At 61.8% G+C, this 22,138-nt stretch carries 20 protein-coding genes; 5 read left to right on the top strand and 15 right to left on the bottom strand.

Annotation, left to right across the window (positions count from 1 at the left end):
- Positions 1-326: 326 nt before the first annotated feature.
- Both J1G34_RS03915 and tal read left to right on the top strand, forming a co-directional pair.
- A complete protein-coding gene (locus J1G34_RS03915) occupies positions 327-578 on the top strand; it encodes a DUF6124 family protein (protein WP_065935908.1) in 252 nt (83 codons plus the stop codon).
- A 280-nt stretch (positions 579-858) separates the two neighbouring features.
- Complete coding sequence (gene tal / locus J1G34_RS03910; RefSeq protein WP_065892969.1) at positions 859-1,782, top strand: transaldolase; 924 nt, start codon at positions 859-861, stop codon at positions 1,780-1,782.
- 208 nt (positions 1,783-1,990) lie between these two features.
- Here tal and aqpZ read toward each other — a convergent pair whose 3' ends face one another.
- From aqpZ to J1G34_RS03895, 3 genes are all read right to left on the bottom strand, one after another.
- On the bottom strand, positions 1,991-2,695 hold the full coding sequence (aqpZ, locus tag J1G34_RS03905; protein WP_065892968.1) for an aquaporin Z: 705 nt from the start codon (positions 2,693-2,695) through the stop codon (positions 1,991-1,993).
- A 622-nt stretch (positions 2,696-3,317) separates the two neighbouring features.
- A complete protein-coding gene (locus J1G34_RS03900) occupies positions 3,318-4,502 on the bottom strand; it encodes a sugar transporter (protein ID WP_065892836.1) in 1,185 nt (394 codons plus the stop codon).
- 172 nt (positions 4,503-4,674) lie between these two features.
- Positions 4,675-5,673, bottom strand: a complete 999-nt coding sequence (locus J1G34_RS03895) for a bile acid:sodium symporter family protein (RefSeq protein WP_222993380.1) — start codon at positions 5,671-5,673, stop codon at positions 4,675-4,677.
- An 84-nt stretch (positions 5,674-5,757) separates the two neighbouring features.
- Here J1G34_RS03895 and J1G34_RS03890 point away from each other — a divergent pair, with 84 nt between their 5' ends.
- Complete coding sequence (locus tag J1G34_RS03890; RefSeq protein WP_065892835.1) at positions 5,758-6,546, top strand: AraC family transcriptional regulator; 789 nt, start codon at positions 5,758-5,760, stop codon at positions 6,544-6,546.
- A gap of 97 nt (positions 6,547-6,643) precedes the next feature.
- Complete coding sequence (locus J1G34_RS03885; RefSeq protein WP_222993378.1) at positions 6,644-7,075, top strand: hypothetical protein; 432 nt, start codon at positions 6,644-6,646, stop codon at positions 7,073-7,075.
- A 120-nt stretch (positions 7,076-7,195) separates the two neighbouring features.
- On the opposite strand, the gene J1G34_RS03880 is transcribed toward J1G34_RS03885, so the two are convergent.
- The 11 genes from J1G34_RS03880 to J1G34_RS03830 all read right to left on the bottom strand — a co-directional run bounded on the left by J1G34_RS03880 (position 7,196) and on the right by J1G34_RS03830 (position 17,749).
- Positions 7,196-8,440, bottom strand: a complete 1,245-nt coding sequence (locus J1G34_RS03880) for a zinc-dependent alcohol dehydrogenase (protein ID WP_222993376.1) — start codon at positions 8,438-8,440, stop codon at positions 7,196-7,198.
- 93 nt (positions 8,441-8,533) lie between these two features.
- Positions 8,534-9,478 carry a methyltransferase gene (locus J1G34_RS03875; protein ID WP_122560412.1) on the bottom strand — a complete coding sequence of 315 codons (945 nt, stop codon included), beginning with the start codon at positions 9,476-9,478 and terminating at the stop codon, positions 8,534-8,536.
- Between the two features lie 12 nt (positions 9,479-9,490).
- Positions 9,491-10,870 carry an iron-containing redox enzyme family protein gene (locus tag J1G34_RS03870; RefSeq protein ID WP_122463390.1) on the bottom strand — a complete coding sequence of 460 codons (1,380 nt, stop codon included), beginning with the start codon at positions 10,868-10,870 and terminating at the stop codon, positions 9,491-9,493.
- A 198-nt stretch (positions 10,871-11,068) separates the two neighbouring features.
- Positions 11,069-11,344, bottom strand: a complete 276-nt coding sequence (locus J1G34_RS03865; RefSeq protein ID WP_222993374.1) for a type II toxin-antitoxin system RelE/ParE family toxin — start codon at positions 11,342-11,344, stop codon at positions 11,069-11,071.
- Positions 11,344-11,538, bottom strand: coding sequence for a type II toxin-antitoxin system RelB family antitoxin (gene relB / locus J1G34_RS03860; protein WP_065892829.1), 195 nt, complete (start codon positions 11,536-11,538; stop codon positions 11,344-11,346). The genes J1G34_RS03865 and relB overlap by 1 nt, the downstream gene beginning before the upstream one ends.
- 157 nt (positions 11,539-11,695) lie before the next feature.
- Positions 11,696-13,438, bottom strand: coding sequence for an ABC transporter substrate-binding protein (locus J1G34_RS03855; RefSeq protein ID WP_065885013.1), 1,743 nt, complete (start codon positions 13,436-13,438; stop codon positions 11,696-11,698).
- Between the two features lie 161 nt (positions 13,439-13,599).
- Positions 13,600-13,872, bottom strand: coding sequence for a DUF2160 domain-containing protein (locus J1G34_RS03850; RefSeq protein WP_003232363.1), 273 nt, complete (start codon positions 13,870-13,872; stop codon positions 13,600-13,602).
- A gap of 11 nt (positions 13,873-13,883) precedes the next feature.
- Complete coding sequence (locus J1G34_RS03845) at positions 13,884-14,684, bottom strand: carbohydrate ABC transporter permease (protein WP_003192012.1); 801 nt, start codon at positions 14,682-14,684, stop codon at positions 13,884-13,886.
- 10 nt (positions 14,685-14,694) lie between these two features.
- Entirely contained in the window at positions 14,695-15,561 is an 867-nt protein-coding gene (locus J1G34_RS03840) for a carbohydrate ABC transporter permease (protein WP_003174635.1), read from the bottom strand.
- Entirely contained in the window at positions 15,558-16,655 is a 1,098-nt protein-coding gene (locus J1G34_RS03835) for an ABC transporter ATP-binding protein (RefSeq protein ID WP_065892828.1), read from the bottom strand. The genes J1G34_RS03840 and J1G34_RS03835 overlap by 4 nt, the downstream gene beginning before the upstream one ends.
- Positions 16,655-17,749, bottom strand: coding sequence for an ABC transporter ATP-binding protein (locus J1G34_RS03830; RefSeq protein WP_065885009.1), 1,095 nt, complete (start codon positions 17,747-17,749; stop codon positions 16,655-16,657). The genes J1G34_RS03835 and J1G34_RS03830 overlap by 1 nt, the downstream gene beginning before the upstream one ends.
- Before the next feature lie 359 nt (positions 17,750-18,108).
- On the opposite strand from J1G34_RS03830, the gene J1G34_RS03825 reads away from it, so the two are divergent.
- The gene (locus tag J1G34_RS03825; protein ID WP_222993372.1) at positions 18,109-19,926 is read left to right on the top strand and encodes a sigma-54-dependent Fis family transcriptional regulator; all 1,818 of its coding nucleotides are present in this window, start codon (positions 18,109-18,111) and stop codon (positions 19,924-19,926) included.
- Between the two features lies 1 nt (position 19,927).
- On the opposite strand, the gene J1G34_RS03820 is transcribed toward J1G34_RS03825, so the two are convergent.
- A complete protein-coding gene (locus tag J1G34_RS03820) occupies positions 19,928-22,045 on the bottom strand; it encodes a TonB-dependent receptor family protein (RefSeq protein ID WP_222993427.1) in 2,118 nt (705 codons plus the stop codon).
- Positions 22,046-22,138 lie beyond the last annotated feature (93 nt).

Genomic DNA, 22,138 nt, shown 5'->3' with positions numbered 1-22,138 from the left:
TCGCCTGCTCGACATGCATTGTTAAAGGCCAGCAAGCCATATCCCTTTAATTTGCAGGACGTTTCCTAGACAATCCTTCGGCCTTGCGCCTGCTCAATCCACTGGCTAGCCTTCGCTTCGTCGCTGCATATCAGCGATCGGGTGTGGAAACCCGGGAATGAGTAGGCGTCATGATCGTATGCAAACGCTCAATGGCGGCTGTACGCGGGCAGACTTCGGTCTGACTGGGTCCTACTCCCCGGTTTCCACCCCGCGTATGGCTGCCACCCAATCTGCCGTGTGGAAACGGCACCGGATGGCGCCCCAACCGAGTAGGAGCTATATCCATGAGCAAAATCGTCCCCGATCCACCCTATCCTGTTTTTGTTGCCCACGAAGACCTGAGCTTCGAAGACGCCATCGCCAACATTTCCTCGCTGCTACGCTGCGCCGCCACCACGGCCACCGAAACCGCCGAAGGCCTCAAAGGCACCCGGCGCGACATGGCCTGTTCGACCGCGCACTTGATCGACATGGCCCGCACCCTCGCCGACCGCGCACTGGATTGCCTGCAAACCGGCCCAGCCAGCAACCCATAACCCATGTGGGAGGGGGCTTGCCCCCGATGCGGTGGGTCAGCCAATTGATCGTTCCCACGCTCCGCGTGGGAATGCCGCCTAGGACGCTCCGCGTCCCGCCGACAACTCAATGCGTACAGGTGACGCGGAGCGTCACGGGATGCATTCCCACGCGGAGCGTGGGAACGATCAAAAGCCCCCTCCCACAGTTGGCCTGTGTCGCCTGTCTGAATGCATCGATGACTGCTCGGAAAGTGGTACAACAGGGGTTTGCGCCAATCCTTATCGGAGGCCTGCACGCATGACGTCCAAACTCGAACAACTCAAGCAATTCACCACCGTGGTCTGCGACACCGGCGACCTGGAAGCCATCAGCCGCCTGCGCCCGGTGGACGCCACCACCAACCCTTCTCTGCTGCTCAAGGCCTCGGCCATCGCGCATTACGGCGATATCCTGCGTAGCGCGCTCGACCTGTCCAAAGGCGATCTGGGCCTGGCCTGCGATCAGTTTTCCGTGGCGGTGGGCTGCGGCATTCTCAAGGTGATTCCGGGACGCATCTCCACTGAGGTCGATGCACGACTGTCCTTCGATGAAGACGCGCTGTGGGCCAAAGCCAATCAGTTGATCGCCCTCTATGACCAGGCCGGGGTCGGTCGCGACCGCGTGCTGATCAAGCTGGCATCCACCTGGGAAGGGATCCGCACCGCCGAACGCCTGGAAAAAGTCGGCATCCAGACCAACCTGACCCTGCTGTTCTCGTTCGCCCAGGCCCAGGCCTGCGCCGATGCCGGTGTGTTTCTGATTTCACCGTTCGTGGGCCGCATATACGACTGGTATCGCAAGCACACCGGCCTGGACTACACCGGCGCGGACGACCCGGGCGTGCAGTCGGTGACACGGATCTACAACTACTACAAGGCCAACGGCATTAAGACGGTGGTCATGGGCGCCAGCTTCCGCACCCTCAGCCAGATCGAACAGCTGGCGGGCTGTGATCGCTTGACCATCAGCCCCGAGTTGCTGCAAAAACTCGATGAAGACCAGGGCACCCTCGATCGTAAACTGGTGCCCGGTGCCGCCGGCGAAGCGCGCCAGTCCATCAACGAGGCGCAGTTTCGCTGGGCCTCCAACGAAGATGCGATGGCCACCGAAAAACTCGCCGAAGGCATCCGCCAGTTTGCGCGTGACCAGGAAAAACTCGAAAAGGTACTGGCTGCGCTGTGATGCCCCCTATCGCCACCGTTACCGATACAACTTCGGCGTTGCACGGGCCTGTGGCGAGGGAGCTTGCCTTGCACTGTAGGAGCGAGCTTGCTCGCGAAAAACGTCAACGATAACACGTGCATCCTGGATGAACGCGGTGTCTGTGAGTTCTTCGCGAGCAAGCTCGCTCCTACAGTGGAGAGCAACCCACTCGCCACCGTATAAGGCATCAAGCCGGCTTTTGCTCGCCCAATGTGCGAGCTGCCAACGCCCCCAAAACCCCGCCAACAATCGGCGCCAGCCAGAACACCCAGAGCTGCGAAAGGTACTCACCTGCGGCAAATAATGCTGGCCCGGTGCTGCGTGCCGGGTTGACCGACGTATTGGTCACCGGGATCAGCACCAAGTGAATCAAGGTCAGCGCCAGGCCAACGGCAATTGGCGCAAAGCCCGGAGCAGCCCCCGGTGCAGTCACACGCATAATGATGAATACGAAGAAGAACGTGGCGATCAGTTCAGCCAACAGTGCGGCCTTCAGGTCAAAGAGGCCTGGGCTCAAGGGGCCGTAACCGTTGGCGGCAAAACCACCCACAGTGAAACCAGGCTGCCCGTTGGCAATCAGGTACAGCGCCGCCGCGGCAGCAATCGCCCCAGCAACCTGCGCCGAGATGTACGGCAGCACATCACCGGCAGCGATCCGCCGCCCTGCCCATAGGCCAATAGTCACCGCCGGGTTGAAGTGCCCACCGGAGACACCCCCGACCGCGTAGGCCATGGTCAGTACAGTGAGACCAAACGCCAGCGCAACACCCACGAAACCAATGCCCAACCCAGGAAAGGCCGCCGCCAGAATGGCGCTGCCACAGCCGCCGAACGTCAGCCAGAAAGTACCGATAAACTCGGCGATCAAACGCTTTTGCACAATCGACTCCATTGCTGTTCATGCCGTCACCACGGGAGGTGGGCGGTCCCGCGAGACGGTAGCAATGGGCATTGATGGCTCCTGTAGGAATTGTCCGATTTTAGTCAGGCGCCGGATCAGCGATGTCCGGTGTCTGGGCAAACTATCCAAATCTGTAGCACCGGTGGATACGCTGTTGGTTTTGTGTGGGAGGGGCTTGCCCGACTAGGGAGAGTCAGCAAGTGCATCAGTGACTGACACACCGCCATCGGGGGCAAGCCCCCTCCCACATTTGGATCGGGGTCGACACGAAATACCGGTCGGCTCTAAGGCCGCCGCGCTTTTGCTTTTGATCTGGGCGCCCCGTTAAACCACGCTGGCACAGCGAGCCCAGGCGAGGTGCCGAGTGGTGGGGCAAGAGCGTTTTGCTTACTTTTGCGCTTTTCAAAAGTGAGCCGCTGTAAAAGCGGAACCCTAAGCAGCCATCACCGCAGAAACGGATATGTACTCGGTCCAATCCAACATCCTGGTCGGCCCAGAGGCCGCCATCGGGGGCAAGCCCCCCTCCCACAAGGGATCTTCGCCAACTGATCGGCATCAGGACAAGCCCCCTCCCACATTTGGACCCAGGTGTATCAGATGGATAACCGTCGATTCAGCCCTGCACCACCCCCGTCCCAAACCGCCGAATCGCCAGGCAATACCCCACCAGCGCCAGCCCCGCCAGCAACCCGCCCGCCGCGCCGATCCAGGCGAAGCCGAAGTGGCTGCCGACCCAACTGCCCATCAACGCACCGCCGCCGATGCCGATGTTGTAGATGCCGGAAAACATCGCCATGGCCACGTCGGTGGCGTCGGGTGCCAGCACCAGCACTTTGGACTGCATCGCCAGGCCGAAGCCCATGATCGCCATGCCCCAGAACACACTCAGGCCCACCAGATAGGACTCGGCGCCGCTCAACGGCAACATCAGTGCCAGGCAGGCCGCAAGCAGGAACACGCTGCTGACCACGAAGACGTGCGGGTTGAAGCGATGCACCAGGCTGAACAGCAGCGAGCCGATGATGCCGGCGCCGCCGAACACCAGCAGGATCAGGGTGACCGCACTGCCACCCAGGCCGGCAACGCCTTCGACGAAGGGTTCGATGTAGCTGTAGGCGGTGAACTGGGCGGTGACGGTCATCGCAGTGAGCACGTAGAGCGCCACCAGTGCCGGGCGCTTGAACAGCAGCGGCAGGCTGCGCAGGGAGCCGGAGTTCTGGCTCGGCAACGGCGGCAAGGTGCGCCACAGCCAGAACACCAGCGCGGCGGCGAACGCGGCAATCACCAGGAAGGTGGTGCGCCAGCCCATGGCCTCGCCCAGCAGGCGGCCCAGGGGAATACCGAGCACCATCGCCAGGGACGTACCGGTGGCGAGCAGGCCCAGGGCCTGCACTTGCTTGCCCTGGGGTGCCAGACGCACCGCCAGGGAGGCGGTGATCGACCAGAACAGCGCATGGGCCAGGGCGATGCCGATCCGGCTGACCATCAGCAGGCCAAAACTGGTGGCCACGCTGGACAGGATATGACTGACGATAAACAGGCCGAACAGCACGATAAGCAATTTGCGCCGTTCGACGTTACGCGTGAGCAGCATCACCGGCAGCGACGTCAGCGACACGATCCACGCATAGATAGTGAGCATCAGGCCGACGCTGGCCACGGGCATGTCAAAGCTGGCGCCGATGGCGCTGAGCAGGCCGACCGGCACGAATTCGGTGGTATTGAATACAAAGGCGGCCAACGCCAGGGCGATGACCGGTTGCCAATTGGCTTGGGGGGTTGCGGCTGAAAGGCTCATTGCGGGGCGAGGTACTCTGACAGTGATCAAACGGCCGCGCAGGACACACGGGGCCGTTGAGCATTCTATAGGTTTCTCGCGGCGCTGTTGGCCCTGATCCTGCCCGGTTATCGCATGACGGGTCAGCGCGACGCCCTAAGCGCCCGGTTGAATCGACCTGATCAGCCCCGACTCACGGATCCACCTGCGTCATCAACTCGGGAATGCTTTCCGGGCGCCTGGCATAGCGCTGGGCCAAGGCCGCGCACACCATCAACTGGATCTGATGAAACAGCATCAGCGGCAGGATCAGCACACCCATGCTCGCCCCGGCGAACAACACCTGGGCCATCGGCACGCCGGTGGCCAGGCTTTTCTTCGAGCCGCAGAACAGGATGGTGATGCGGTCTTCCTGGCTGAAGCCGAACGCCTTGCCCAGCAGCGCGGAGGCCACCAGCACCAGCGCCAGCAACACGCAGCACGCCAGCACCAGGCCGCCCAGCTCCCACAGCGGAATCTGGTGCCAGATGCCTTCGTTGACCGCCTCACTGAAAGCGCCGTAGACCACCAGCAGGATCGAGCCCTGGTCGACGAACTTGAGCCAGGACTTGTTGCGGCCAACCCAGTCACCGATCCAGCGCCGGGCGATCTGGCCGGCGACGAACGGCAGCAGTAACTGCACGCTGATCTTCAGGATCGCGTCGACGGTGGAGCCGCCATCACCGTGCACATTGAGCAGCAGGGTCACCAGCAAGGGCGTGAGAAAGATGCCGAACAGGCTCGAGGCCGCCGCGCTGCAGATGGCCGCCGGAATATTGCCGCGCGCCAGGGAGGTGAAGGCAATCGCCGATTGCACGGTGGCCGGCAGCGCGCAGAGGTAGAGGATGCCCATATACAGGTCGTTGCCGATCAGCGGCGACAGCAGCGGCTTGAGCGCCAGGCCCAGCAGCGGGAACAGCACGAAAGTCAGGCTGAACACCAGCAGATGCAAACGCCAGTGCCCCGCCCCGGCGACGATGGCCTGGCGCGACAGTTTGGCGCCGTGCAGGAAAAACAGCAGCGCGATAGCAAGGTTGGTGACCCAGCCGAAGGCCACGGCGGTCTGGCCGCTGGCCGGCAGCAGGGAGGCGAGGATCACCGTGGCGATCAGGGCCAGGGTGAAGTTATCGGGCAGGAAACGCGGACGGGTCATAAGCAAATCTTCCAGGGGTTGCCAAGCGCATGGGGCGACTCTAACGTAACGTCCTATTACCGACTAACGCCAATGAGCCAGTAAATGCCGCCTAAAGGACAGCACAAAACCGTCCGACGCACGATTCCCGGGCTGTCCAGCCTGCCGCGAGCGGTGTATGGGCGCACCGAATCGTTGCCTGATCGTGCGCTGACGCGGCGGCACAGCCATCCGTGGGTGCAGTTGTCCTACGCCATTTCCGGGGTGCTGGAGATCCAGACCAGTGCCGGCCGCTTCGTCGCACCGCCCCAGCGTGCGGTGTGGATTCCGGCGGGCATGCCGCACCGCGTCTACAGCGCGCCCCACACCGAGATGCGCAGCCTGTACCTGGATTGCAGCGTCACGGCGTGGGCGGCCGGGCACTGTCACGTGCTGGAGGTGAGCAGCCTGTTGCGCGAGTTGATCCGCAGCTTCAGCGAACGGCCGGCGGACTATGCCGAAGATGGCCCCGATGGCCGCCTGGCCCAGGTGATACTCGACCAACTCGCCGCCGCGCCCCAGGTGGACTTGATGCTACCCCTGCCCCATGACGCCCGCTTGCGGCAGATCTACCGCAGCCTGCACCTGCATCCGGAGCAGCAGACCACCCTGGGGGATTGGAGCCGCAAGCTGGGGATCAGCGAAAAAACCCTCAGCCGCTTGTTTCTGAGTGACACCGGGCTGACCTTCCGCGCGTGGCGCCAGCGCCTGCGCCTGCTGAGCGCCCTGCCCGCCCTGGAGCAAGGCGAGCGGGTAACGGACGTGGCGCTGGGCTGTGGTTATGAATCGACGTCGGCGTTCATCAACGCGTTTCGCCAGCAATTCGACGCCACGCCGGGGGAGTTTTTCCGTTGAGGATTGGCCCGCCCACTGCAAAAAATCCCCAAACGCGCGCTCGGCTGGTATTGTGCCGCGCTTTGGAACACCGCTACCGACTTGCGAGGAATGGACGTTGAACACTGACGAAAAAATGACCGGGGACCTGTTCGAGGTCGATAAGCGCCTGTCACTCAAACCCGTGGTGGACTTCAACGCCTACCTGCGCGACGCGTTTGGCGACGGCCCCTGCACCTGCATACGCTGCACCGCCAGCGGTGGCGATGAAACCGGCTACGGCTTCCAGCACACGTTCAACTTCGACGGCAAGCCGATGCACCGTCGCTTTGCTTCGACAGCGGGCAGTGATGTGCTGATGGTGCTGAAAAAGGCCTGGTTGTCGTACACCAAGGCCGAGCTGCCGCTCAGCGGTGTGTTGGCGTTGGAGACGGTGAAGGAATTTGTCGAGCCGCAGTTGCACAAGCGCGTGGCGCCACTGCTGTTGGCCAGTGGGTTGGTCAAGGACATGGACGGCCAATTGCACATTCAGCCACAAGCATTGGCTTGAACACACTTCAAATGTGGGAGGGGGCTTGCCCCCGATAGCAGTGTGTCAGCCAACCAATGCTTAGCTGGCTCACCGCAATCGGGGGCAAGCCCCCTCCCACATTGGTTTTGTATTCGCCGATTAAAAACCGGGGACGCCTTGCATGCGGAGCTCGGGAGACAGTTCTTCCAGCGGCTCGGTCAGCGGCCGTTCGCTAATCCCCGGCAGCAGAATCACCTTGCGACATTCCTCCTCGGCTTTATCAAACAGTTCATAGCCCCGCGCGGCCTGTTCCAGAGACAGTCGATGGGTAACGATTGCCTCGGGATTCAAATGCCCGAGTTCAATGTGCTCAAGTAATTCCGGCAAGTAGCGCTGCACGTGGGTCTGGCCCATCTTGAAGGTCAGGCCCTTGTCGAACGCATCGCCAAACATGAAGCCATGGATAAAGCCGGCATACACCCCGGCCACGCTGACCACCCCGCCACGGCGCACGGCCGCGATGCACTGGCGCAGGGCCTTGCCGCTGCTGCCTTCGATCTTCAAGGTGGTGAGAATGGTTTCGGTGGTGCTGCCCTTGGCCTCAAAACCCACCGCATCCACCACGCCGTCGACGCCGCGCATGCCGGCGGTCTGGCGGATGATGGTGTCGGCCGGGTCGTCGTCCTCTTCAAAGTTGATCGGGATCACGCCATACATCTTTTGTGCGTAGGCCAGGCGATAGGGATGATCGTCGACCATGAAAATTTGCTCTGCACCGAGCATCTGCGCGCACGCCGCGCTGAGCAGACCCACGGGGCCGGCGCCATAGATCGCCACGCTTGCGCCTTTGCCGATACCGGCATTGGTCACCGCCTGCCAGGCCGTGGGCAGGATGTCGGAGAGAAACAACACCTTTTCATCCGCCAGCAACCCAGGCACCTTGAACGGCCCGGCATTGGCCTTGGGCACCCGCACCAGCTCCGCTTGGCCACCGGAGATGCCGCCGTACAGGCGGCTGTAGCCGAACAACGCGGCACCCGATGGGATCGCCTTTTTATTCAGGATTGCGCCACGCCCGTCGTTGGTGGTTTCGCAGGCGGCGTACTGCTGCAACTGACAGAAAAAACAGTCGCCACAGGCGATCACGAAGGGGATCACCACGCGGTCACCGCGCTGCACCGCCGTAACCGCCGGGCCGGTTTCCTCGACGATGCCCATGAACTCATGCCCGAAGATATCGCCATGCTCCACCGTGGGGATCTTGCCCCGGTACAGGTGCAGGTCCGAGCCGCAGATCGCGGTGGCGGTGACGCGCAAGATGATGTCGTCGGGTTGCTCAATGATCGGGTCAGGGACGGTATCGACCTGGACTTTATGGGCGCCTTGGTAGGTCATCGCGCGCATGGGCTGCACTCCTGTGATGGGGACTTACTAGTTAAGGGCACGCCCCGCGCCGGGTGTTCCATCACCGTGCGGCGGTAAGCGATAAATGGTCGTTCAGCGCAGGCGCGTGACCGTGAGCGCCACCACAGCGATCCGCTCGACGCGTTCATACCCGGGCTTGTCGAGTTCTTCGCCGAAGACGTCCGGGTCCAGCTCACGGTAGGTCCAGCCATAGGCATCGCTGGCCAGCAACGGCTTGACCGCGTCCAGGAACGGATCGCCGCCGGCCACCATCGCCACGCCGGTATACAGCAACAGGCTACCGCCAACGGCCAGACGCCCGAGGGATTCGCCGGCGATGCGCACCGACAACTGCTCGCCCAACGCACCACCGCCATGGCGATAGGCGCGCTGGCGGTCGTCATTCATGTACGGCGGGTTGGCGACGATCAGGTCGAATTCGCCTTCGACGCTGGTCAGCACGTCACTCTGGTAGACACTTACATTCGCGAGGCCGGCCAGCTCGGCATTCACCGCAGTCAGGCGCAGGGCGCGCGGGTTGATGTCCACCGCGAGCACCTCGGCGTCGTGCCGCGCATGGGCGACGACCAGCGCACCGACCCCCGCCCCGCAGCCAATGTCCACCGCGCGCTTGAGCGGCTCGAAGCGTTGCTGCAAATAGGCTTCGATCACCTGGGCGAATCGATAACTGTCAGGGCCGAAAAACACCGCGTCCGCCTCGACCGTGGGATAAGGCGAATGGGCAAACAACAGGTCACCCAGGCTCGACCAGCGCACGCTGCTGCGCCACAGCGCGTCGTGTTTTTCAATCACTCCGGCCTGCTGCAGCTCTTCACGAAAGGCCTCGGGCAGCAGGTCGTTGTCGAACGGCATGGACCAGCCGAACACATCGCGCAGGTTCATCGCCAGCGGGGTCGACAAGCGCCGGAACACGCGCTCGTGGGTCAGTGGTGTCGGGGTGATAAAACGGTAACCGCTCTCCTTCAAGCCTCGGCCAAGGTTGAGCAGGGCACGATCAGCCAGTTGTTGTGCAGACATGGACAGATTTCCTTAGCGCAGACGCGCGCGCAGTTGGATAAAACGGCGGGTGGCATACAACCCGGCAGGGCTGCAGTGGCGCCGCGCCGACATCCACGGGATCAGCGCGCCCAGTTGCTGCTCATCGGGCAGGCTCCAGAGTGATTCGACGAGGGCCTGGGTATCCGGATCAGCCGGGCGGTGCTGTTCGCGGCTGAAACGGCTGCCGCGCCCCGGTCGTACCGGGGCCACACGCTGGGTGCCGATCCAGTCACCGGCGATCCAGTCATGCAGCACCTGTTTTTCATAGCCGCTGAACACCCCGAACATCGCCGCGCCCGCGCCTTCGATCAACTGCCAGAAGCGGCTCTCGGCGGGGTCCTGGTTGCGTTTGATCCAACCCTTTTCCTCCATCGCCCTGAGGAATTCCCCCATCTGCCCGGGCTTGGCCAGCCACTGATTGACTGTCTTGCCTTCGAAGCGGCAGTAGTCCGAATGCATATGCTGGCCAAAGCTGCGCTTGCGTTCGAGCATGGCCATCACTTCATCCTGCAGATCAAAGCCCTCGATGACCGCAGTGGTGCCTGGGCCAAGGTCATTGAGGCGATAGCCGGCGGCGACACGACGGTAGAAGTCTTCCCTGCCCTCCCCCAGCGGCAGCAGGTTGAGTACCGACTGCGCGGCTTTGCTGGCGTGGCCGCTGCTGGCGTTGTCGATGGTCACGTGAAGGGTGAAGTAATAGGGGTCGATGCCCAGCTCGCTCAGTTCGTAGGCAGTGATCAGCAGGTGCAGCGGCAACTGCTCATAGCCCAGGTTGTAGCCGATGATTTCCGGCAGGAACTCCTCGGCACACAGGCCCAGGGCCAGTTGCAATGCGCCTTGCAGATAGTGGCCGTCCTCGAGCCCCGCCTCGCTGTCGGCATCATGCTCGCTGAGCAGCTTGCGATAGATCACCACATGGTTCTGTGCGGCTTCGCCGTCGCCCAACTCTTCAAGGTAAGTGGTCAGCAGGCCGTCGAAGCGCTGATCCTGCCAATAGCGCAGCAGGCCGTAGAGCCACGCACCGTCGACCTGTTTGGTCGGGGCCACGCGTTGCAGCACATACAGCGCGTGCGCCTTGCTGTGGAAGTAGCGGCGCGGCCGGCCTTGCTGGCGTTGCTCCAGGTACTCGGCGTAGGCCTGGGCCACGGCGGCGCAGCGCTGTTCCACCCAGGCCGGCAACTGCTCGGGCACCTCCGGCAGGTCGCTGACGGTCGCTTCCACCTGCGCCAATTGATCCTGCAGGTAGTCACGCGCCACTTGCGTGGCATCCGCAGATTCACCATACAGCTGTTGGTAGACCCGTTGATGGCGGCCCTGGGCCGAGTCTGTGACAGAGGCCGGTTGGCCCGACAGCGCTGTGAGGAGTGTCATGGTGGCAGTTTCCGCAAAGTCCGTTACAACGGGCCAGCCTGCAAGGCGGCCCCGCAAAAGCGCTTGAACCACGCGCCTATAAAATGCAGAGCCTTGGGAGGTGCGGAAAATTCAAATGAGGTTGTTGAAGGGGGGATAAGCGGTCGTGATGCCTGGGTTAGTGGCTTTTCCTACCGATAAGATTTGAGGCGCAGAAAATCAGGGATACTCTTCCCGGGCGTGCAATACGCTGACGATCTCAATGCGCTCTGCGGTGACTCGGTAAACCAGCACGTAATTAGGGTTAACGACGATCTCGCGAGTCCCTGGAACTCGACCGTTCGGATACAAGTACGGATGTTCCGTCAGCGGTAACGGCGCACCTTCAAGGCGGGTTTTGAGGCGTCGGGCGGCGCCAGGGTTGTGTGCTGCGATAAAGGTCACGATATCAATCAGGTCGCTGATGGCTTCATCAAGCCAAACAACGGACAGCATCAGGCATTCGCCCTCTGTTTACGCTCCGCTTCCTGAATGATCGCTTCAACCCTCGCCATGACCTCATCATGCGCGACACCAGGGCCGGGACTGCTCAGGCTTTTTTCGACCTTTTTACGAAACCAGCGATCATGGCTACTCGCCTGTTCTTCGGTTTCAAACTCCGAAACAATTGGGGAAAGTGGAACACCCATCAGATGACCTCCTGTATGAATGCTCAGCAGTCTAGTCGCAACCCGGCATGCTGTCTCGGACCACCAGATGAAATGCAGGCCAGCTTATCCGAGCGGTGAAAATGTGGGAGGGGGCAAGCCCCCTCCCACATTTTTTACATCCTGGGTTGCTGCGTTGTTATTTACGCGCCGCCTCCCACTGTTTGAGCAGGTCGTTGTAGTTCACGGTCTCGCCTTTGGGCTTCTCGTTGGCCAGTTTCGGTTTTGGCGCGCCCGGCTGGTCGAACCAGTATTGCGCGTCACGCTCGGGGTTCATTTTCGGGCCGCACACCGGTTGCACCTTGGAGCGTTCCAGGCGCGTCATGATCGCGTCCTGCTCCTTGGCCAGGTTGTCCAGCGCCTGTTGCGGGGTTTTCTCGCCGCTGGCGGCGGCGGCGATGTTGCTCCACCACAGTTGCGCCAGACGTGGATAGTCCGGCACGTTGGTGCCGGTCGGCGACCACTCGGTGCGCGCCGGGCTGCGGTAGAACTCCACCAGCCCGCCGAGTTTGGGGGCCATGTCGGTCATGGCCTGGGAGTTGATATCGGACTCACGAATCGGCGTGAGGCCGACGATGGTTTTCTTCAAGGACACGGTTTTGGAGGTGACGAACTGCGCGTAGAGCCAGGCCGCGAGTTTCTGTTTCTCCGGCGTGGACTTGAGGAAGGTCCAGGAACCCACGTCCTGATAGCCCTTCTTCATGCCCTTCTCCCAGTACGGCCCGACCGGCGACGGCGCCATGCGCCATTTCGGCGTACCGTCGGCGTTCACCACCGGCAGGCCCGGCTTGACCATGTCGGCAGTAAACGCGGTGTACCAGAAGATCTGCTGGGCGATGTTGCCCTGGGACGGCACCGGGCCGGATTCGGAGAAGGTCATGCCCGCCGCTTCCGGTGGCGCATAGGCCTTCATCCAGTCCACATATTTCTGCGTGGCGAACACCGCCGCCGGGCCGTTGGTGTCGCCGCCGCGGGTCACGCTGGAACCCACCGGGTGGCAGTCCTCCACGCGAATGCCCCACTCGTCGACCGGCAGGCCGTTAGGCAAACCCTTGTCGCCGCCACCGGCCATGGAGAACCAGGCATCGGTGAAACGCCAGCCCAGGGACGGGTCTTTCTTGCCGTAGTCCATGTGCCCATAGACGCGCTTGCCGTCGATTTCCTTGACGTCTTCGCTGAAGAATTTGGCGATGTCTTCATAGGCGGACCAATTCACCGGCACGCCGAGCTCGTAGCCGTATTTTTCCTTGAACTTGGCTTTCAGCTCCGGGCGCTCGAACCAGTCGGCGCGAAACCAGTAAAGGTTGGCGAACTGCTGGTCGGGCAACTGGTAGATCTTGCCGTCCGGCGCAGTGGTGAAAGACAGGCCAATGAAGTCCTTGAGGTCCAGGGTTGGCGAGGTAAAGTCCTTGCCTTCGTTGGCCATCAGGTCGGTGATGGATTCGGTCTTGCCGTAGCGAAAGTGCGTGCCGATCAGGTCCGAGTCGTTGACCCAGCCGTCATAGATATTCTTGTCCGATTGCATCTGGGTTTGCAGCTTCTCCACCACGTCGCCTTCCTGCAGCAGGTCGTGGGTCAGCTTGATCCCGGTGATTTCGCTGAAGGCCTTGGCCAGCACCTTGGATTCATATTCGTGGGTGGTGAGGGTTTCCGACACCACGTTGATCTTCATCCCACGGAAGGGTTCGGCGGCCTTGATAAACCACTTCAATTCCTCAAGCTGCTGGGCTTCGGTGAGCGTGGACGGTTTGAACTCGCTGCCGATCCATTTTTTCGCCGCATCTTCATACGCATCCGCCCAGGCCGAAGCGCTCAAACCACTGAGGGCCAGTACTGCGGCCAATGAAATGCTATGTCGCAGCTTATTGTTTTTATTCAACATAGAGACCTCCAGGTTAATTTCACACGGGACTCGCAGACACCCCTTTCTTGCAGGAGCGAGCTTGCTCGCGAAAAACTCACAAACACCGCGGGCTACCAGGAGCACTGCGTTATCGTTGACGATTTTCGCGAGCACGCTCGCTCCTACAGGGTGGTGCCTACCTAGCCCCAACGCATCACACTCAACAGCCATACCAGGGAGAGCGCGGACGCCACCCAGATGCTCCAGTCGGTAACGCCGATGACCAGCAGATGCAGGTAGGCGCTGCCGAGAAGACCGATAAACAAGCGATCACCACGGGTGGTGCTGATCGGCAGAAAACCGCGCCGAGGGATACTCGGCGAGCGCAACTCCCAGGTGGTCATGCCCGCCAGAATCAGCGCGATGCCGCCAAAGAACAGCGCCGTGGGGGTGGTCCAGGCCATCCATTCCATCATTGATTCCTCTAGACCCGGCCCAGGGCGAAGCCCTTGGCCACGTGGTTACGAACAAACCAAATCACCAGCATGCCCGGCAGGATAGTCAACACCCCCGCCGCCGCCAGCACGCCCCAATCGATACCCGAGGCCGACACCGTGCGGGTCATCACCGCCGCGATGGGCTTGGCATTGACCGAGGTCAGCGTGCGCGCCAGCAACAGTTCGACCCAGGAAAACATGAAGCAGAAAAACGCCGTCACACCGATGCCGGAGCCGATCAGCGGGATGAAAATCTTCACGAAGAACTTGGGAAACGAGTAGCCGTCGATGTAGGCGGTTTCGTCGATTTCCTTGGGCACGCCGGACATGAAACCCTCAAGAATCCACACCGCCAGCGGCACGTTGAACAAACAATGCGCCAGCGCCACCGCGATATGGGTATCGAACAGGCCGATGGACGAATACAGCTGGAAAAACGGCAGCAAAAATACCGCCGGCGGCGCCATGCGGTTGGTCAGCAGCCAGAAGAACAGGTGCTTGTCGCCGAGGAAACGGTAGCGCGAAAACGCGTAGGCTGCCGGCAACGCCACGCTCAGGGAGATCACCGTGTTCAGGCTCACGTAGTACAGCGAGTTGAGATAGCCGGTGTACCAACTCGGGTCGGTGAAGATCACTTTGTAGTTGGCCAGGGTGAAATCCTGCGGAAACAACGTCAGCCCGCCGAGGATTTCGGTGTTGCTCTTGAAGGACATGTTCAGCAGCCAGTAGATCGGCACCAGCAGGAACAGGATGTAAACCAGTAGCGGAATAAGTTTGCGCTTGCTCATGTTGGCGGCCTCAGCGGTTGGCGTCGGAGTGGGTCATGGCGGTGTAGAACAGCCAGGACACCAACAGGATGATCAGGAAGTACACCAGGGAAAACGCCGCCGCCGGGCCGAGATCGAATTGGCCCACGGCCATCTGGGTCAAGGTCTGACTCAGGAACGTGGTGGCATTACCCGGCCCGCCACCGGTGAGTACGAACGGCTCGGTGTAGATCATGAAGCTGTCCATGAAGCGCAGCATCACCGCAATCAACAGCACGCTTTTCATCTTCGGCAGCTGGATATGTCGGAACACCGCCCAGGCCGATGCGCGATCGATGCGCGCCGCCTGGTAGTACACGTCCGGAATCGCGCGCAGCCCCGAGTAGCACAGCAGCGCCACCAGGGATGTCCAGTGCCACACATCCATCACCAGCACGGTGACCCAGGCGTCCGCCGTGTTGGCCGCGTAGTTGTAGCTGATGCCCAGGGCATTGAGGCTGTAACCGAGCAGGCCGATATCGGCGCGCCCGAAGATCTGCCAGATGGTGCCGACCACGTTCCACGGGATCAGCAAGGGGATCGCCAGCACAATCAGCACCAGCGACGACCAGCGCCCCTTGGTCGGCATGGTCAGGGCGATGGCGATACCCAAGGGAATTTCGATCAGCAGCACACAGGCCGAATAGATGAACTGGCGCAGCAGCGAGTCATGCAGGCGTGGGTCGAGCAGCACCTGTTTGTACCAGTCGGCGCCGACGAAGTAGCGGCTGGACTGGTCAAAAATATCCTGCACCGAGTAGTTGACCACGGTCATCATCGGGATCACGGCACTGAACGCCACCAGCAGGAACACCGGCAGCACCAGCCACCAGGCCTTGTTGTTCTGCACCTTGTTCATGGCAGCACCTCCAGCAGGTAATCATCGGCGTAGAGCATCAGCCATTGCGCCGGGAAGCTGATGCAGGCGCGGCCTTCGGGCACTGGTTTGTCTTCGGCCAGGCGCACTTTGAGCGTGGCGCCGTCGAGGTTGAGGGTCATGATCTTGTAGGTGCCCAGGTCTTCCACGTGGGTGACGTCGGCCTGCAGCGCGTCAGGGTTGGGCTCGTCCCACACGTGGATGAACTCCGGACGAATACCCACCTGCAGTTTTTTGTAATCGGTGGCCTCGAGACGTCGCTGCAAGGCTTCGGACAGTGGCAGGTGGGTGCCGGCAAAGCGCACTCCGCCCGCCTCGGCCTGCACTTGAATCAGATTCATCCCGGGGCTGCCGATGAAATAGCCGACAAAGGTGTGACTGGGGCGCTCGAACAATTCGCGCGGCGTGCCGAACTGCACGATCTGCCCGCCGTACATCACCGCGATCTTGTCGGCGAAGGTAGAGGCTTCCAACTGGTCGTGGGTGACGTAGACCATGGTGATATTGAACTGCTCGTGGATCTGCTTGAGCTTGCGCCGCAGTTTCCACTTCAGGTGCGGGTCGATCACCGTCAGCGGCTCATCGAACAGGATCGCCGAGACGTCGTCGCGCACCAGGCCACGGCCCATGGAGACTTTCTGTTTTTCGTCAGCGGTCAGGTTGCGGGCTTTTTTGCTCAGCAGGTTCTGCAGGTCGAGGACTTCGGCGATTTCCTGCACCTTGCTGTGAATTTTCGCCTCGGCCATGCCCTGGTTGCGCAGCGGAAACGCCAGGTTGTCGAACACCGTCATGGTGTCGTACACCACCGGGAACTGGAACACCTGGGCGATGTTGCGCTTCTCCGGGGTGAGGTCGTTGACCACCTGGGTGTCGAACAACACCTGGCCCTCGGACGGGCTGAGCAGGCCGGAGATGATATTTAGCAGGGTCGACTTGCCGCAGCCCGACGGCCCGAGCAAGGCGTAGGCACCGCCCTGCTCCCACACGTGATTCATTTCCCGAATGGCGTAGTCTTCCGGCCCATTCGGCGTCGGACTGTAGCTGTGCGCCAGGTTGCGCAAATGGATCTCGGCCATCAGGCAACCCTCGCAATACGGCGCCCGGGGGCCTGGACCAAACGACCCTGACCATCGAACACAAACAGTTTATGGGTGGGGATATACACGCGGATCGGCGCGTCGACGTCGTACTCATGCACCCCAGGCAAGTGCAGCACCAGCAGGAAATGTTCGCTGCGCACGTGCAGGAAGGTTTCCGAACCGCTGATTTCAGCCACCTCCACGGTCACCGCCAGTTCCAGGTCATCGTCGTTGCTGGGTACCAGGCTGATATGGCTGGGGCGCACGCCGAAACGGAATTCGCCTTCGCCGATGGGACGCAGGTCGACATTCAGCGGAAAGTGCACGAAGTTGGCGAAGCTCACTTCATTGCCACTGATGCGCCCCGGCATCAGGTTGATCGGCGGCTCGGAAAACAGCTCGGCCGCCAGTACGGTCTGCGGCTGGTGATAGACCTCGGCGGCCTTGCCGCTCTGGATCACCCGGCCCTCGTGAAGAATGGTGGTGGTACCGCCCAGCGCCAGGGCTTCGTTGGGTTCGGTGGTGGCGTAAATGGCGATGGTGTGGCGCGCCTTGAACAGTTCGCGCATTTCCTGGCGCAGTTCTTCGCGCAACTTGTAGTCCAGGTTGACCAACGGCTCATCGAACAGGATCAACTCGGCGTCCTTGACCAGGGCCCGGGCCATGGCCGTACGCTGCTGCTGGCCGCCGGACAGTTCCAGCGGATGGCGTTGCAGGAATTTCTCGATGCGCAGCATCCGCGCCGTTTCCAGCACCTTGCTCTGGATCAGCTCATTGGACACACCGGCCTGGCGCAAGGGCGAGGCGATGTTCTCGAACACGGTCATGGTCGGGTAGTTGATGAACTGCTGATAGACCATCGACACGTTGCGCAGGCGTACCGGCTTTTGCGTGACATCCACACCGTTCATCAGGATGCGGCCGCTGTCGGGCTTGTCCAGCCCGGCCATCAGGCGCATCAGACTGGTCTTGCCGGACAGCGTGCGACCGAGCAATACGTTGAAGGAACCGGGTTCGAAACGCAGGGTGGCGTCGTCGATCCAGGTTTGACCTTCAACAACGCGGGAGACATGTTCCAGGGTCAATGACATGACACGACCTTTTTATTATTGGAATGAATCTGGCCAGTTGTCAGAGCGAGTTTCGTGCCAAGGATGGCAGGTGATTGATTCACAAGGGAATGGGCTCAGAGGCATGTTCAAGCGTGAATAAAATGAACAGTTCAGGCTGAACAATTGAACAGATTTGCAGTTGACAATGAACAGTTGTGAACAACACTTTATGGGCGATGAAGATTAAATGTGGGAGGGGGCTTGCCCCCGATGGCGGTACATCAGTAACGGAAGTGCTGACTGACCCACCGCTATCGGGGGCAAGCCCCCTCCCACACTTGAAACCATTCCAATAGTTGAATTGTGTAAGCCCTATAACAATAAAAAGAAGGTCACCCATGGCCGAACCACTGGCTCACGACACCATCATCCAGGACTCCTGGCGCCGTTGCCGCGCGTTCGGACTGGATCACCAAAGCGTCCCCAGCTTCGATCAGTTGCCCGCCGAGGGCATTCGGCAGTTGCTGGAGAGCCAGCATTCACTGGTGCAGACCACCCACCAGGAGGTGCTGCCCTACTACGAAAACATCCTGAGCAATTCCAACTGCCTGATCATGCTCGCCGACAACCAGGGCCAGGTCCTGACGTCGTGGGGCACCCAGCGGTTTATCGAACCCGGGCTGGCCCGTGGTTTCAGCGCAGGCGCCAGCTGGATGGAGCGCGCCAGCGGCACCAATGCCATCGGCACCGCCCTGGCCTGCGCCCAGGCGGTGCATATCGAACACGACGAACACTTCCTCAAGGCCAACCGCTTCATGACCGGTTCGGCGGCGCCGATTTTCGACGCCCAACGCGAGATCATTGCGGTGCTGGATGTGTCCAGCGACAGCTACCTGCCGCCCTCCCACACCCTGGGCATGGTCAAGATGATGAGCCAGACCGTGGAGAACCGGCTGATCCTCAACCTGTTTCGCGGCGAGCATTTCCAGCTGACGTTCAACACCGGGCTGAGCAACCTCGACAGCCAGTGGGCGGGCCTGCTGATCTTCGATGAAAGCGGCCAGGTGCTGTCGGCCAACCGCCGCGCAGACAACCTGCTGGGCATCAGTTTGTCGCGGGTGATGATCGACAGCTTGTTCAAGGTATCGCTGCTGGAGTTGTTGAATCAGCCGCAGGGGCTGCCGTTTTCCCTGCAGGCGCCGGGACGCAATCGTTTCCAGTGCCTGCTCAAGCGGCCCAGGCAGACGCCGGTACAGGCGCGGCTGTTCAATCAGCCTGCGCCGTCGAAGCCGACCGCCGTCAGCCTCAACACCCTGCACTTTGGCGATGCGCGCGTGGAGAAAGCCGTGCGCCAGGCCGAGCGCCTGCTGGAAAAAGACATTCCGTTGTTGATCCACGGCGAAACCGGCGTGGGCAAAGAGGTGTTCGTCAAAGCCCTGCACCAGGCCAGCTCCCGCAGCCGCCAGGCATTGATCGCGGTGAACTGTGCGGCGATTCCGGCTGAGCTGGTGGAATCGGAACTGTTTGGCTATGAAAAAGGCGCGTTCACCGGCGCCAATCAAAAAGGCAGCATCGGCCTGATCCGCAAGGCCGACAAGGGCACCCTGTTTCTCGATGAAATCGGCGACATGCCGTTACCCACCCAGGCCCGCCTGCTGCGTGTGCTGCAGGAGCGGTGCGTGCAACCGGTGGGCAGCAGCGAGGTGTTCGCGGTGGACTTGCGCATCATCTCGGCGACCAACCGCGCGCTACGGGAGCTGGTACAAACCGGGCGCTTTCGTGAGGATTTGTACTACCGCATCGGCGGCCTGACCCTGGAGCTGCCGCCGTTGCGCGAGCGCAGCGACAAGCAGGCGCTGTTCCAGCAACTGTGGCAGCAACACCGTGAGCCCACCCAGTGGGCCGGGCTGAGTGGCGAGGTGCTCAAGCTGTTCGACCAGCACCCGTGGCCGGGCAATTTGCGTCAGGTGAGCAGTGTGTTGCAGGTGGCGTTGGCGATGGCCGAAGAACAGCCGATTCGCCCGGAGCACCTGCCCGATGACTTTTTTTCCGACTTGAAACAGGCGGCGCCGCTGTCCAGCCGCGAACGCCTGGATGACAACCTTGACCTCAACCAACGCCTGGCCGCCGCTGGCGGGAACATTTCCCACCTGGCGCGGGAGCTGGGCGTGAGCCGAAATACCCTCTATAAGCGCCTGCGCCAGCACGAAGGTTGATTCAGCGCCAACGCCACGACACGCCGGTGTAAACACCACGCCCGTCAGCGGGTGTGGAACGGGCTACGTCCATGCCTTTGTCGTCGTAACCCGGCGTAACGGTGTTGGCATAACGCCGATTGGTCAGGTTGCGCAGATCGACCCAGGCTTGCCAGTCCTGCCTGGGCGCGTCGTAGCCGAACGTTGCGCCAAGGGTGGTGTAGGCCGCGGCGTAATAGGAGTTGGCGTAGTCCACCGCCACCCGCGAGGCATGCTCGGTGTTGAGGCTGGTGTAGAAACCGCTCGGGTGGCTGTAGCGCAGTTGCGCCTGGTAATAGTGCTTGGGGATGCCGGGCAAGGTGTTGTCGCCGAAACGATCATCGTCGCGGTAGTGGAAGTCATTGAAGGTATAGGCCTGGCGCAGCGCAAGCCGGCCATTGCGGCCGCCTTCCCACAACGGGCTGAGCAGGCTCAGTTCCACGCCTTGATGCACGGTGGGGCTGGCATTGGCTTCGGCGACGATGGCACTGGCGGTCGCGGTCTGGGCCTGGGTTTCCACGGTCAACAGTTCGTGGCGCACTTCGGAGCGGTAGAGCGCCAGGTCCCATTGGCCAAGCCAGGCCTCGCCGCGCCCGCCGATTTCCAGGGTGGTGGCGGTCTGATTGCGCAACTTCACGCCTTCGCGCTGCAAGCCGGTGGCCGCGCCGCTGCCGGCAGCGAAATATTTATTGGAACCCCAGATCATCGACCAGGCGTGCGGCGGCTCGACCGAGCGGCTCAGGTTGCCGTACACCTGCAATTGCGGGGTGACGTCATAGCGCAGGCCGATGCGTGGCGCGTAGTCCCAATCGTGCTGACGCGTCGGTGCCTGGCCGTCCGGATAGGTGACCTGGGTTTCGCGGCGGGTATAAATCGCGGCTACGCCAGTGGTCAGCCACAGGTCGGGGACCAGCTCCAGCTCGTTGCCGACATGCAGCACCGTGTCGGAGCCCAGGTAGGTGTAGTCACGGGTCTTGGTGCCGGGCGCGTAGCCCGCCGTGTTGCCGGCCGGGACGCGCACGTACTCCGAGGCGCCGTTGTTGGGCATCGCCTGGGTGGTGCGCAGGCCGAGGGTGGTGGTGCTGTCATGGCCGAACAGGCTGTCCTGGCGGATGTAATTGAGCGTGCCACTGATGTCGGTGTAAGCGACTTTCAGGCGATTGGTGCCTTCGCGCAGGTCCATCGGGTAGTCGTGATAGGCCAGCCCGACCTCGACGCGGGACGTATCATCCAGCTGCAACGTGGTCTTGTTGGCAAGCCAGGTGGAACCCGGTTGCAAGCGTTTGGAATCGCGGGCGGCGTTGAGGCTGTTGGCGGCGCGCGGGTCATGGCTGATCTGCTCGCGGGTGAGCTTGCCCGGCGTGTCATTGGTGGTTTCGCGGTAGCGCAGATAGAAGCGCGTTTCCAGGTTGGGGTTGAAGCGATAGCCGAAGTTGGCCGCGATGCCCTTGCCCGTCCCGGCACTTTGCTGCTGGTAACCGTCGGACTGCGAATCGGTGAGGCTGATGTAGTAATCGGCATCACCGAGCACCTGGCCGGAACTGATTTCGCGCTGGGCGTAACCCCGGCTGCCCGCCTCATAGCGCACTTGCAGTTTGGGCGCGTCATAACCGGTGCGGGTCACATAGTTGACGGCGCCGCCCAGGGCCAACGCGCCCTGATCGAAACCGTTGGCGCCGCGCAGCACTTGCACCCGGCTCTGCCATAACGGGTCCTTGAGTTCATAGGGCGTGCCGCCGGGGCCGGTCAGCGGCAGGCCGTCGAACATTTCATACAGCCCGGAGGCATGGGAACCCGGGCTGCGGTTCAAGCCCGAACCGCGAATGGATAACTTGACCCCTTCGTTATTCGCCGCCTTGGCGTACACCCCGGCCTGATACTTGAAGACATCTTCGTTGGTGCTCACCCGCCCCTGCTGCACGCTGTCCATGTCGATGAAGTTGGTACCGCCGGGCACGCTGTTGAGCTGTGCCTGGGCGATCTCGCCGGCGCTGGCTTCGGACGCGGTGACTTCGACCGGCGCCAACTGCAGGTCTTCGGCCTGTACCAGTGAACTGAGGGTCAGGGCGGCGAACAGCAGCGGGGGTTGGCGCAACAGCATGGGCAGGTCCTTGAAATACGGGAGCGGGCACGGCAATGCCGGCACGCGAGCAGTCATGGGAAGACTCCCACACCCGCCAAGTCACGCGCGATT

It is taken from the genome of Pseudomonas sp. Wu6 (assembly GCF_019891515.1).
Classification (GTDB): Bacteria; Pseudomonadota; Gammaproteobacteria; order Pseudomonadales; family Pseudomonadaceae; genus Aquipseudomonas; species Aquipseudomonas orientalis_A.
The sequence above is the reverse complement of the archived record's forward strand: the minus strand, read 5'-3'. Positions and strand labels throughout refer to the sequence as shown.